This window comes from Pseudoalteromonas sp. 2CM37A (genome assembly GCF_023161885.1).
Lineage (GTDB): Bacteria > Pseudomonadota > Gammaproteobacteria > Enterobacterales > Alteromonadaceae > Pseudoalteromonas > Pseudoalteromonas atlantica.
Map to the genome: position 1 here is coordinate 75,425 of NZ_JALNTJ010000010.1, position 12,804 is coordinate 88,228.

The following is a 12,804-nucleotide window of genomic DNA, read 5'->3' on the forward strand; positions in this document are numbered from 1 at the left end:
CCTAGTTTTACACTAGACATGCAGGCTAGTTATTACTTGCTACTAGCTGCTCACTAATATCAAATACGGTGTACGATAAAGTTAGCTCTTCTACATCGCTCGGCAGTGCGGTATCAACATAAAAAAGCAGCTTAAACTCAAGCTCTTCACCCGCTTTTAGGGGTTGTTGATCAAAGCAAAAGCACGCTATTTTATGTAAGTACTTGGCTGCCTTTCCGGGCGATACAGAAGGTACCGCTTGCATTACTTTATCAATATCACTGGTGTTTTTTGCGCTAAACATTACCTCACGCATGGCACCTGGTTTCACATCAACACTGTATTCTTTAGATTTAACAATAAACGGCGCACCACTTTGCGCATGGGTTGTAAAGCTCACACCTATTTCTCGATTTTGTGCAACCTGTGTACTTTGTTTAGCTTGCTCAAGCGACGGCTTGCCATTAAGCCCAGTTATGTCGCAAAACACGTCATATAAGGGCACTAAGGCAAATGCAAAAGCAAACATACCTATACAAATAAGAATTAGGCGCTTTAATAGCGGTGCATGTGTCATTATTTAATTTCCGGCGGCGTAGAAAAAGTATGATACGGCGCAGGAGAGTCCACTTCCCACTCTAAACCTTCAGCACCACCCCATACTTTTGCAGGGACTTTATCGCCCCCTCGGGCACATTTAATTACCACCGCCACAAAGAGTAACTGCGATAACCCAAAGGCAAACCCACCTATGCTTATGATTGCGTTAAAATCAGCAAACTGCAGGGCGTAATCGGGAATACGGCGCGGCATACCTGCCAGCCCTACAAAATGCATAGGGAAAAACAATACATTTACGCTTACCAGCGACAACCAAAAGTGCCACTTAGCCAAGGCAATGTTGTACATGTTGCCCGTCCACTTAGGCAGCCAATAATAAGCCCCCGCCATAATCGAAAATATTGCCCCCGTAACTAACACGTAATGAAAGTGCGCCACCACAAAGTAAGTATCGTGATACTGAAAATCAGCAGGGGTTATAGCCAACATCAGCCCCGAAAAGCCCCCTAAGGTAAACAGCACAATAAAGGCAATACTAAATAGCATGGGCACTTCAAAACTTATTGACCCTCGCCACATAGTGGCTACCCAGTTAAATACTTTTACCCCTGTAGGCACCGATATCAGCATGGTCGCGTACATAAAAAATAGCTCGCCAGCAACGGGCATACCGGTCGTAAACATATGATGCGCCCACACTATAAAGCTCAGTAATGCAATAGATGAGGTTGCGTAAACCATTGAGGCATAACCAAATAGTTTTTTACGTGAGAATGTAGGCACTATGGTCGAAATAATACCAAAGGCGGGTAAAATCATGATGTACACTTCGGGATGGCCAAAAAACCAAAATATGTGCTGAAACATCACCGGATCGCCGCCACCTGCCGCATCAAAAAAGCTGGTTCCAAAGTATTTATCGGTGAGCACCATAGTGACCGCTCCCGCCAGTACGGGCATAACAGCAATTAATAAAAATGCGGTTATTAGCCATGTCCAAACAAATAATGGTAGTTTCATCCATGTCATGCCTGGGGCACGCAAATTAACAATGGTCACAATAACGTTTATTGCGCCCATAATTGAGCTAATCCCCATAATGTGCACTGCAAACACAAACATTGCGGTGTTGTCGTTACTGTACGTTGTTGAAAGCGGCGCATAGAACGTCCAGCCAAATGCGGGGCCGCCTCCAGGCATTAATAACGAGGCCAATAAAATTAAAAAAGCGAAGGGTAAAATCCAAAAGCTCCAGTTGTTCATTCTGGGCAGCGCCATATCTGGCGCACCAATCATGAGCGGTACCATCCAGTTAGCAAGCCCCGTAAAGGCTGGCATAACAGCACCAAACACCATAATTAAACCGTGTACTGTGGTCATTTGGTTAAAAAAGTGTGGGTCTACCAATTGTAATCCTGGCTGAAATAACTCAGCCCGAATAACCATGGCCATTGCACCACCAATTAAAAACATAGTCAGCGAAAAAATTAAGTACATGCTGCCAATATCTTTATGGTTTGTTGTGTATAACCAACGTTTAAAACCTTTGGCTGGGTGATGGCCGTGGTGAGCGTTATTGGCGTTAGGTTGTTCTACTATGCTACTCATTAGTTCGCCTCCGCATCAAGTGCTGCCTGAATTTCACTAGGTTGGATGACATCACCCGTTTCATTACCCCACGCATTACGTTTATAGGTAATTACCGCTGCAAGTTGTTTAATTGAGAGCTGCTTTGCAAATGCCTGCATTGCAGTTCCTGGGCGACCATGAATCACTACATCAATGTGATCTTTTATATCACCCAAAACAATGGGGCTGCCTTTTAACGCAGGAAATACACCCGGTAAACCCATACCTGTAGGCTGATGACACGCAGCGCAACTTGCCATATACACTTGCTCACCTAGTGTCATTAGCTCTTCTTTAGGAATTGTTGTCTCAAGCAATGCTGCATCAGCAAGTGCGGCTTTTTGCTTAGCTTGCTTAGCATCTGCAAGCCATGCGTTAAAGTCCTCTTGCGATTTAGCTTCAACCACCACGGGCATAAAACCATGATCTTTACCGCACAGCTCTGCACACTGTCCTCGGTAAATACCTTCTTCGTTAATGTTGGTCCACGTTTCGTTGATAAACCCCGGGTTGGCATCTTTTTTAACGGCAAAATCGGGTACCCACCAAGAGTGAATAACATCATCAGAGGTCATTAAAAAACGCACCTTTTGATTAATTGGCAGTACTAAAGGTTTATCAACCTCAAGTAAGTAATTGGGGTTTTTATTAGCAAGGTTGGCTATTTCGTCTTGAGGGGTAGATAAAATAGAGTAAAACTCTACGTCTTCGCCCATGTATTCATAATGCCATTTCCACTGTGACCCTGTAATTTTAATGGTTAAGTCGGCCTTACTGGCATCTTCCATCGCAATGAGGGTTTTAGTGGCAGGGATTGCCATGGCAATTAAAATAACAAACGGAATGGCAGTCCAAAGAATTTCTACTTTGGTACTTTCATGAAATTGGGCAGGAACTGCCCCTTTAGATTTACGGTGATGAATCAGTGCCCAAAACATTATTGCGAACACTATCACCCCAATCACACAACATATTAAAAATATGGTCATGTGTAGCTGATATACATTATTACTTATATCGGTTACGCCCTTGCGCATATTGTATTGGCTATTAGCCAGCACTTGCTGCGGGAACATAATCAACACAAGCCACAAGGTAGAGGTCAGTTTACCCATGTGACGGCTCCTTTGATGCTATTGCGAATGCAAAGCGAAGAGGCATACGGCTTAAACGCCAATTCGTTATTTTTATTTTTTAACCAATCTTATTTTTGATCGGTATCGCTAGGACAACAAAAGGTTTGTGTATATTGTGTGTTCTCATAACTAAAAAGCTGTGAGTTATTGTTAGTCCAGCACATTAATGATTAGCTAAAAAACGTACAACAAGCAAGTTTTAGTATAAAAAACAATCAAGTGATATTTTAAATTTGACTAAATGACGGCGTATTAAATTGTTATTTAACAGCCAAGACACGAGCAAAATTAAGGGATGTAACACGCTTAGGAAGATAAAAGTATGAGTGAAAAAAAGTTTACAGCCTAAATAATTTTAGGGCGCTTTGAGATGGTGGAAGGTTTGTTTTTAAAACAAAAATGCACACTAAAAAGTGCGCATTTATAGATATTAGTTAAAAATTACATCCAGTCGGCATTTCTTATTACGCCAACGGCTAACCCTTCAATATTAAACGACTCGTTTTCAAGGTCTACTTCAATTGGCGTAAACTCTTCGTTTTCGGCGTGTAATAATACTTTTCGGCCTGCTTTTTCTAGGCGTTTTACGGTTACGTCTTCATCTACTCGTGCAACCACAACTTGGCCGTTTTCAGCTGTTTGAGTACGGTGTACGGCAAGTAAGTCGCCATCCATAATACCTATATCTTTCATACTCATACCGTTAACACGCAATAAAAAGTCGGCGGCTGGTTTAAACATAAGTGGGTCTATTTTACAGTGACTCTCAACATGTTCTTGCGCCAAAATAGGCGAACCCGCTGCAACTCTACCTATTAATGGTAGACCTAGTTGCTCAGGCTCTTCTTCTTCAACCAATTGAATACCACGGCTTGCGCCTGGTTTCATTTTAATAACACCTTTTTTGGCAAGCGCTTTTAAGTGCTCTTCTGCGGCATTGGCACTTTTAAAACCGAGTGTTTGCGCAATTTCGGCACGTGTAGGAGGCATACCAGTGTCTTTAATAAAAACTTTTATTAGTTCGAGTATTTGAGCTTGGCGTTTAGTTAATGGTCGCATACAACTGGCTTTCCATACAGTACATTTAACTGTGAGTATATACAGTTAAATAAAAATCGCAAATTTAAATTGTGCTTTAAAATAGCTAAATACACCGCACCTGGATAAATTTTAGGTAATTGCAGACGTTCAGTATTTAAAATGCTATAAATTTGCTTTCAATATAAAGGAGTAATTATGAGTATTTGGCATCAACCCATCACATTAGAGCTTTGCAAACAGTTAGATGAGGGAATAAACTGCCAAGGCACGCTAATGAAAACCATGGGCATAGAAATAACTGAAATAGGAGATGATTACCTGGTGGCTACCATGCCTGCTATTCCTGAGCATCATAATCCTATTGGTATGGTACATGGTGGCGCAAATGTGGTACTTGCCGAAACCGTAGCAAGCTACGCCGCTAACTTTGTAGTGGACTTTACAAAATTTTATTGTGTTGGACAGGAAATTAGCGCCAGCCACTTAAAGGCCTCTCGAAATGGCACTTTAACCGCCGTCACTCGTGCATTTCATATTGGTAAGCGCAGTTCTGTATGGGAAATAAAAATAACCAATAGCCGCGGCGAGCTTTGCTGCGTATCAAAAATGACCGCAGCGGTTGTCGAGCGCAAATAATTAACTATGGCTACTTTTCGATAGGGTAAATCGTTATTTCCATCCCAGCGCCAATGGCAGATATACGTAGCAGTGTATCTGCATGTAGAGCTTGGTTAAAACACTTAGGTGACGTGCCCGACTCAAAGCCTATATCAAACGTTCTGCGCGAACAGCTTAGCCACTGCTTAAGCGCATTACGTGAACACGACTCTATTAATTCACATAAGTGGTTGATTGCTTTGTCTGGCGTGGTTATATCACCTGAGGCTTCAATACGCGCCAATTGACGATATTCGTCTTTGTCATAATGCAAAACCATCGCGTTTTTCTTTAAGTCTGCCACTAGGGCGCTAATATCTTGTTTAGACTCAAGCTCTAGATCTACATTTAAAAATTGAATTTCCGACATTGTCTGCTTTTTACCCTCTTATAGTTTCATCGCAAACTTTAACGCAGTTTTACTTTTATACCAAATCAACAAAGCGCTAAACATGGCTTTATTAATAGAAAATACCTGTTTAAACGCCATTGGCACCTAATTTGCCTTATAAAACGGGTTAGGCTAGTTACGCTTAATTTTACCGTTTATGTATGAAAGTTATACACACTGTGTAATTAAACGCTTCAGGAGGACAATTATGGTAGATCATGGCCCGCAAATTAAAAACGACGATCAGTACGATGCGCTTCGAGATGAAGGCATGAGCAAACAAAAAGCCGCGCGCATTGCTAATAGCAATACTCATAAAACCGCTGTCAAAGGCGGCAAAGCCTCAAAGTATGAGCAGCGCACTAAAAAGCAGCTGTACAATAAAGCTAAAGAGCTCGGCATTAGCGGCCGCTCAAAAATGAGCAAACAAGGGCTAATAAATGCTTTACGTGAGCATTAAACACAGCCTCACTGATTTTTTACCGCTCCTTTTTATTATTTTTATAAAGTTAGAGTAAGCTTAGCTTATGAATAACTGCGACAAAATGCCGCAGTAAAAGCATGGGCTGCTGTAATACACTAACGCTAAAAATAATAAGAAGCACAAAATGAGAAAACAACTATTTAAGCGCGCTCGAAAACTACATAAGTGGCTAGGCTATTTACTTGCCTTACAAATTTTAGCTTGGCTTTTAGGCGGCTTAGTAATGAGCGCGATACCACTTGAATACGTACACGGTAAGCACCTTGCTAAGCGCACACTTACAAACCCATTTACTCAAGCAGACTACCCCACATCACTCTATAATATTACTGCGCAAGTGCCTAACCCCACGCAAATAGTGTTTGAGCACTTTTTAACGACCCCGCTTATTACTGTTATTAATACTGACGAGCAGCAAAGCTTTAATGGTTTAACGGGCCGCCCTTTTCAGCCACCCACTAAAATACAAATTACCGCTAATGCACAAGCGCATTTACTCATCGACGCTAAGCCAATTAGCACAACGCTTTTAAAACAAGGCACTCGAGAGGTGGGATATAAAACAAATGTGTGGCAAGTACAATTTAACGACACCTTTAATACCACGCTGTATTTAAATGCAATTAACGGCAAAGTTATCACCGTTCGCAGCACACTATGGCGCATATTCGACTTTTTTTGGATGCTACACATAATGGATTACGATGAGCGAGAAGATTTTAACAACCCGCTTCTCATCAGTTTTGCAGCCACCAGCGTACTATTTTGTTTATGCGGTATTATTTTATTAATACAAAACGTTAGGCTAAAAAAACTTACACGTGTTGGTCAATCAAAATAGGGTTGCCGTCTGGGTCAGTAATAATAAAACTTTTATCACCCACAGGTTCAACCTGAATATGAGCGCTTTGAAAATATTCGCTAAGCGCATCAACATCCTTAAACTCTGTAACGGTTTGTGCGTTTTGATCCCAGCCAGGATTGAAGGTCAGCATGTTTTTATCAAACATACCCGAGAACAAGCCAATTAAATGCTCACCGTTTTTCATCACTAGCCAATTTTGCTCTATCTCACCTGCAAACTCGCTAAAGCCCAACTTTTCGTAAAACGCTTTTGAGGCTCTAATGTCTTTAACCGTTAAACTTATTGAAAAAGCACCTAGCATAGTCATCTCCTCGCTATTTTTTATATCAGTATAGAGTGTACTAAGCAACGCGGATTAAAATTTGTTCAGGCTTTATCTTTTAGCAGCAAAACTTTAGACTAGCGCCTCCTGTAGTTCACGTATGTGATGGATATGCTTAAATTTATTTTGGCCTTTGTGGCTTGTTGTATTTGTTTTTCTGCATCGAGTGAAGAATTTACCCGTTTTTCAACGGCTAAAAGGCACTTAATTAAAACCCTACCCGAAAACGCCAAAAGCCTTTACTGCGGCTGCGACATTAAAAAACAAGGTAAAAAGCTAATCCCCGACCCTAGCAACTGTGGTTATATTCCGCGTAATACGTTAACTTCCTCTGGCAAGGTTAATGTACGTGCACTGCGTATAGAGTGGGAGCATATAGTGCCGGCGTGGGAATTTGGTCACCAGCTACAATGCTGGCAAAACGGTGGTCGTAAAAACTGTCGCAAGGTCAGTGCTAAATTTAGAAAAATGGAAGCCGATATAAACAATTTAGCCCCTGCTATTGGCGAAATTAACGCAGATCGCTCTAACTATCGCTTTGGTATGCTTAGCGAAAACGCCACCCAATATGGCCGCTGCCAAGTAAAGGTTAACTTTAAACAACGCGTTGTAGAGCCTCCTTTTTATGCCCGTAAGCGCATTGCCGACACCTACGCCTATATGCAAAAAACATACGGCTTAGAAATATCAGCTAAACAACAAAAACTATTTGATGCCTGGCAAAAACAAGCATTTGCAGATAAAAGCAGCGCAAGTAAGCTGTAGCACACCTAAGTGTATACACTCATTTACATAATTTAGGGGCGAATACGTTGAATAAATGAGCGGGTGTTGTAGTATTTTAAACAACTTATTTACAAAAAGTAGTTTTGTATGTTTAAAAATAATAAAGCAACACTCGCTATTATTGCTGCACTTTCAAGCCTAACGCTTGTGGGCTGTGGCGGTGGTAGCAGCATGAATGAAACGCCCGACCCAGTCGTCACCCCCCCTGCTAGTTCAGCCCCAACTTGGACGGCAGGTGTATTTGAGCCATCGGAGGAGTTAAAAAACTTTTGCGAAAACCCACGCACAGGTAACGATCCGTTTAATAATAATGAGCCTTACCCAGACCAAGCCGGTTCGGCCCTTTACGAAAAGCTTTGGCTTCGCTCGTGGAGCGACGAAACCTACCTTTGGTATGATGAAATAGCCGATAACGACCCTGAAAACTTTGCTACAGTGGCCGATTATTTTGCCCAACTAAAAACCGAAGAACTAACCGACTCTGGTGCTAAAAAAGATAATTTTCATTTTTCAGAGCCTTCTGAGGACTACTTTCAAGAAGCGCAATCAGGTGTAACCTCAGGCTATGGTATAAATTGGGCATTTATTGGCGACCCAGCTGATAGAATTTTACGTGTTGCCTACCTAGAAGACGACTCACCAGCAAGCCAAATTGGTTTTCAACGTGGCGATACTGTACTTGAAGTTGATGGCGTAAGCATTAATACCAGCACACAAGCAGGCGTAGATACCTTAAACGAAGGATTATTTAGCCCCACTAATGGCGACTCGCACACCATCGTTGTGCGCAGTAACGATGGCGCTGAAAAAACCTTTAACGTAACTGCCGGCAACATAGAGCAAACACCTGTACAAAACGTAAAAACCATTACCACTGCAAATGGCACTAGCGTAGGGTACATGCAGTTTAATAGCCATATAGGTATTGCCCAAGAAGGCTTAATTGCTGCAGTTAATAAATTTAAAACCGATAACGTAGAAGAGCTTGTTATCGACTTTAGATATAACGGAGGCGGTTTATTAGCGCTTTCTTCGCAGCTGGCTTACATGGTGGCGGGCAGCGCCAACATTCAAAACCGTATTTATTACCAAACTCAGCAAAACGATAAACAACCGGTAGAGTCGCCTTTTCCGTTTATAGATGAAGAAATTGATTACTCAACTTTTTTTAGCACTGGCGAAAGCCTCCCCGATTTAAACCTATCTAAGGTGTATGTGCTTAGTACATCGGGTACGTGTTCAGCCTCAGAAGCCTTTATTAATGGCTTAAAAGGCATTGACGCCGAGGTAGTGCTCATTGGCGACACAACCTGCGGTAAACCATACGGTTTTACCCCAACACATAACTGTGGCACCACCTATTACACCATTCAATTTAGCGGTATTAACAGTAAAGGGTTTGGTGAATATGCAGCAGGCTTTACGCCAACGCCTACACCACAGTTTGATGCTGATGTAAAAGGCTGTGTAGTCAGTGACGACTTTGATAATCAACTAGGCGATCCAAACGAAGGGATACTCTCTACTGCGCTTTATCATATTGATAATAACGGCACGTGCCCTGTTAGCACCGCCTCTGCAAGTATTAAAACGCAAGTACAAAGCGCTGCTGGCGATAGCAAGCAGCTATTACCTTTAAACGCACCTAATAACGTTAACCGTGGCAATATGGATTTAACCTGGCCTACGTTAAATAAGGATAAGTAATGGCTAAACTACTGGCAATATTAACCTTATTATTTATTGGAGGCTGTAACAGTATGAGTAATGCCACTGCTAAGCCTGCACTACTAACCGAGGTAAACCCAGGCGTTATAGCCACGCTCCAGCAAGCGATTATAAAAGCAAAGGGCGGCACACTAGTTACACTGGCCGACACCGTTTTTACTAAACGCAGCGAGTTATTACTAAGCCATGGAAATAGTAAAGACTCAAATGGTATGCCCATAATGGGCGCGCATAATATCAAGCCAGAAAAGTTTGTTTTACAAATAATCGGCAAGCAGTGCGTGCTTTATTATCCTAAAAAAGATATGTCTATTGAGCTTAAAAACGTAAGCTGTAAAGCACAATAAAATACTATTAAAAAGGCACACAGCATTTATGCTGTGTGCCTTTATCATTTTTCTCTTGGTTTATAAGTCTTGATGCGGACCAAACACTTCGTAATGAATATGCTCGTTTTTAACACCGAGTGCCATTAACTGGCTTTTCACAAACGCCATAAACCCAGCGGGGCCGCATAAGTAAAAATCGCCATTTTTAAGAGGTAACTGTGTTTTTATGGCAGTTAAGTCCATTAACCCTGTAAAATCAGCCCTATCACTACTTTGATTAAACCACGTAATAGTTTGCAAGCTGTTATAAGCCGTACTTAATTCATTTAAATAGTGTGCAAACGAATGCTGCTGCGTATTTTCGCACGCATGTAAATACATAATATTTTGCTTAGGGTTATCGCTTAATAGCGTTTCGAGCATCGCAAGCATTGGGGTTTGCCCTACACCTGCTGAAATCAGTACCGCTGGGTTTTTACTATTTCGTAAAAAGAAATCACCTGCAGGCGGGTATAGTTCAACTATGTCACCTTGAGCTAGTGAGTGTAAATAATTAGACACCATGCCAGGCTTTGGCTGTAGCTCTTTTTTAACGCTAATACGGTAGTTTTTACCATTGGCTTTTTGTGAAATAGAATACTGGCGAATTTCTTCATATTCAGCGCCCGCTGGTTTAACTTTAATACCTAAATATTGGCCAGGTTTATGGGTAATCACCGCTTTGCCATCAACCGGCGTAAGTGTAAAACTTGTTACGAGTGCTGATTCAACCTGTTTGTTGGTTATTTCAAATTGGCGCGTGCCCGCCCAACCACCGCGTGTATTTTTACTGTGCTCATATAAAGCCGCTTCTTCGGTAATACACATATCAGCAAGCAGTGCATATGCTTCACGCCAAGCGTATTCTACATCTGGTGTAAACTGCTCTGGTATTAGCTCTTTTAAGGTGCCAATTAAGTGATCACCAACAATCGGGTAGTGCTCTGGTAAAATATTTAAACTGGTGTGTTTATGGTTAATGCACGCTAATGCCTCTTTTAACACCGCTAAGTTATCAATGTTTTGAGCGTATGCCGCTAAGGCGTTAAACAAAGCAAATTGCTGGCGCCCGGTGTTTTGGTTGGTCATATTAAAAATATTTTTAAGCTCTGGGTTATGGCTAAATAGTCGCTTATAAAAATGATCGGTCACAACCGTGCCGGCTTGCGCTAATAACGGAACAGTGCTTTTAACAATCTCAATGGTTTTATCAGATAACATAATGTAGTCCTGTAGGTAAACTAACCACGGCGCCCATCAACACGACGCCGCGTTAATATAGGTGTGCAGTAAATTAAAAATAACAAAAAAGCCACTAACCACAGCAAGGCACTGAGCTGCCAAGTAAAGTGTGGCCCAATAATTAAGGGGAGTATGGAGCGAGTAATAGCTGCCACCAGCACAAGCGCAAAAGCAACAGATATATATTTAGGTATATTAAGCCTACGCCCTGTATGCCCTAGTGATACACGGGTCATCATGGCTAAAATCATCATCCCTATTGTGCCAATAGTGATAAGGTGGAGCGCATCTTTAAAATGTATTTCGCTTGTGTAAAAGCTCAATGCAATCATCATTAAGCCAACACCTAAAGCAAAATAAGAAAAATGCAAAGACCATAATAAAGGCACTTTTAGCACGTTTGCATGCCACCAAAGTTTTGCGCGAATTAAGTGAAGCACAGCCACTATTGCAACAATGAATGCAGGGCTAATTGAGCTTAAAAATAATTTACTGATAAAAAATAAAGTAATTGCCAATATTGATAAATACAGCAGCGCTTTATCAATTTTAGGAGTGCGTACTTGCTCGCTAAGCGCTAAGCCTTTAGCTGTAAAAAAAGGAATAACCCGCCCTGCTACAATGCCGACCAGTAAGCTGACAACCAATACCGCAGTGTCAACTACAGCTAATGCAAGCTGCATGTTGTTATTTAAAACAAGTAGTAAATAAAGAGTATTAAGGGCGCACAACACGCTTAAAATAACTAAAAACGGGTAATTATTTTTACTGCGTGCTGTTATTAGCATATTAGCCAGTGCCGTAATTGCCCCTAGCCACCATGCTAGCTGTAGCACAGTAACAAGCCATAAATTAGCATTAGCAAAATCAGCCAGCTTTATAAAAAACGCTAAACGAGCACTTATCCATACAAAAGTAAGCAGCATAAGTGCTTTGCCACTTATACTTTCAACGCCCGTCCAAGTTTGTGCCGCCGTAAGTAAAAAACCGACTGCTACCACTCCTGCAAAGCCAAATAGCATTTCGTGCGCGTGCCAAAGTGTGGCTGGCATGGTTAAGTGCCAACTAGCATAGCCCGTTAAAATAAGTAGCCAATACCCTATCGATAAAAATGCCAGCAAACCGCCTGCTAAAAAGTAGGGTCTAAATGCAAGCATCCATAACGGCCATTGTGTTACGTGATGAATAGCCACGCGTGCAGGCATTGGCTCTGTTAAATTTAGTGGGCGCATTAGCGTACTTCCTGCCCTAAACCATGTTGAGCAACACAACGCAGCACATAACTAACTTTTAAAATAGCTGCCACTACAATCGTACTAATATGCGCTGATATTTGTACCTGCATCGAAAAGTGCTCTGCGTACGGGTAACTAATTAAAATGCTCACAACCATACAAATAGCGCTAAGCCCTAATACTGCATTAGCAGTAAATAATAGCGATTTAAAAAATACGCCTAACTCAACCTGGTTGTTTACATTATTTAGTGTAAGTGTGTTCATAACTACCTCAGTAACCATTAACGTTACTTAGCTATTACACATAGTGTGCCAATAAAATAAAACATTAATATTCAGTAAGTTAAATATAAACACTTTACAAATTGAGTCTTTATG

15 protein-coding genes are annotated in these 12,804 nt (G+C 41.4%); 6 read left to right on the forward strand and 9 right to left on the reverse strand.

Translation table 11 applies throughout. The features are described 5' to 3' along the window. Window positions 1–25: 25 nt before the first annotated feature. From MTF68_RS17160 to lexA, 4 genes are all read right to left on the reverse strand, one after another. Window positions 26–556 carry a cytochrome c oxidase assembly protein gene (locus tag MTF68_RS17160; RefSeq protein WP_004588216.1) on the reverse strand — a complete coding sequence of 177 codons (531 nt, stop codon included), beginning with the start codon at window positions 554–556 and terminating at the stop codon, window positions 26–28. Next, window positions 556–2,148: a cytochrome c oxidase subunit I gene (gene ctaD / locus MTF68_RS17165; RefSeq protein ID WP_248463149.1), complete on the reverse strand. Its 1,593-nt coding sequence runs from the start codon at window positions 2,146–2,148 to the stop codon at window positions 556–558. The genes MTF68_RS17160 and ctaD overlap by 1 nt, the downstream gene beginning before the upstream one ends. Further along, window positions 2,148–3,284: a cytochrome c oxidase subunit II gene (gene coxB / locus MTF68_RS17170; RefSeq protein WP_004588214.1), complete on the reverse strand. Its 1,137-nt coding sequence runs from the start codon at window positions 3,282–3,284 to the stop codon at window positions 2,148–2,150. The genes ctaD and coxB overlap by 1 nt, the downstream gene beginning before the upstream one ends. A gap of 462 nt (window positions 3,285–3,746) precedes the next feature. Further along, on the reverse strand, window positions 3,747–4,364 hold the full coding sequence (gene lexA / locus MTF68_RS17175) for a transcriptional repressor LexA (protein ID WP_004588213.1): 618 nt from the start codon (window positions 4,362–4,364) through the stop codon (window positions 3,747–3,749). A gap of 177 nt (window positions 4,365–4,541) precedes the next feature. On the opposite strand from lexA, the gene MTF68_RS17180 reads away from it, so the two are divergent. Further along, window positions 4,542–4,982, forward strand: coding sequence for a hotdog fold thioesterase (locus MTF68_RS17180; RefSeq protein ID WP_248463150.1), 441 nt, complete (start codon window positions 4,542–4,544; stop codon window positions 4,980–4,982). A gap of 10 nt (window positions 4,983–4,992) precedes the next feature. Here MTF68_RS17180 and MTF68_RS17185 read toward each other — a convergent pair whose 3' ends face one another. Next, entirely contained in the window at window positions 4,993–5,373 is a 381-nt protein-coding gene (locus MTF68_RS17185) for a hypothetical protein (protein WP_004589368.1), read from the reverse strand. Window positions 5,374–5,599: 226 nt separating this feature from the next. On the opposite strand from MTF68_RS17185, the gene MTF68_RS17190 reads away from it, so the two are divergent. Both MTF68_RS17190 and MTF68_RS17195 read left to right on the forward strand, forming a co-directional pair. After that, window positions 5,600–5,854: a Rho termination factor N-terminal domain-containing protein gene (locus MTF68_RS17190; RefSeq protein ID WP_024033916.1), complete on the forward strand. Its 255-nt coding sequence runs from the start codon at window positions 5,600–5,602 to the stop codon at window positions 5,852–5,854. Between the two features lie 148 nt (window positions 5,855–6,002). Next, window positions 6,003–6,719, forward strand: a complete 717-nt coding sequence (locus MTF68_RS17195; protein WP_248463151.1) for a hypothetical protein — start codon at window positions 6,003–6,005, stop codon at window positions 6,717–6,719. Here MTF68_RS17195 and MTF68_RS17200 read toward each other — a convergent pair. Then, window positions 6,694–7,044, reverse strand: a complete 351-nt coding sequence (locus MTF68_RS17200; protein ID WP_029773327.1) for a VOC family protein — start codon at window positions 7,042–7,044, stop codon at window positions 6,694–6,696. The two genes, MTF68_RS17195 and MTF68_RS17200, sit on opposite strands and share 26 nt — an antisense overlap. 126 nt (window positions 7,045–7,170) lie before the next feature. Between MTF68_RS17200 and MTF68_RS17205 the strand changes: the two genes are divergently transcribed. The 3 genes from MTF68_RS17205 to MTF68_RS17215 all read left to right on the forward strand — a co-directional run bounded on the left by MTF68_RS17205 (window position 7,171) and on the right by MTF68_RS17215 (window position 9,926). Then, the gene (locus MTF68_RS17205) at window positions 7,171–7,830 is read left to right on the forward strand and encodes an endonuclease (protein ID WP_121638120.1); all 660 of its coding nucleotides are present in this window, start codon (window positions 7,171–7,173) and stop codon (window positions 7,828–7,830) included. A 108-nt stretch (window positions 7,831–7,938) separates the two neighbouring features. Next, window positions 7,939–9,558: a S41 family peptidase gene (locus MTF68_RS17210; RefSeq protein WP_121638121.1), complete on the forward strand. Its 1,620-nt coding sequence runs from the start codon at window positions 7,939–7,941 to the stop codon at window positions 9,556–9,558. After that, complete coding sequence (locus tag MTF68_RS17215) at window positions 9,558–9,926, forward strand: hypothetical protein (RefSeq protein ID WP_004589374.1); 369 nt, start codon at window positions 9,558–9,560, stop codon at window positions 9,924–9,926. Before MTF68_RS17210 ends, MTF68_RS17215 begins: the two co-directional genes overlap by 1 nt. 60 nt (window positions 9,927–9,986) lie before the next feature. On the opposite strand, the gene hmpA is transcribed toward MTF68_RS17215, so the two are convergent. From hmpA to MTF68_RS17230, 3 genes are read right to left on the reverse strand one after another with little or no spacing between them, the layout of a single operon-like run. Beyond that, complete coding sequence (gene hmpA, locus MTF68_RS17220; protein WP_121638122.1) at window positions 9,987–11,168, reverse strand: NO-inducible flavohemoprotein; 1,182 nt, start codon at window positions 11,166–11,168, stop codon at window positions 9,987–9,989. 20 nt (window positions 11,169–11,188) lie between these two features. After that, on the reverse strand, window positions 11,189–12,421 hold the full coding sequence (locus MTF68_RS17225; protein ID WP_121638123.1) for an NnrS family protein: 1,233 nt from the start codon (window positions 12,419–12,421) through the stop codon (window positions 11,189–11,191). Next, complete coding sequence (locus tag MTF68_RS17230) at window positions 12,421–12,690, reverse strand: hypothetical protein (protein WP_024033924.1); 270 nt, start codon at window positions 12,688–12,690, stop codon at window positions 12,421–12,423. The genes MTF68_RS17225 and MTF68_RS17230 overlap by 1 nt, the downstream gene beginning before the upstream one ends. Window positions 12,691–12,804: the final 114 nt, after the last annotated feature.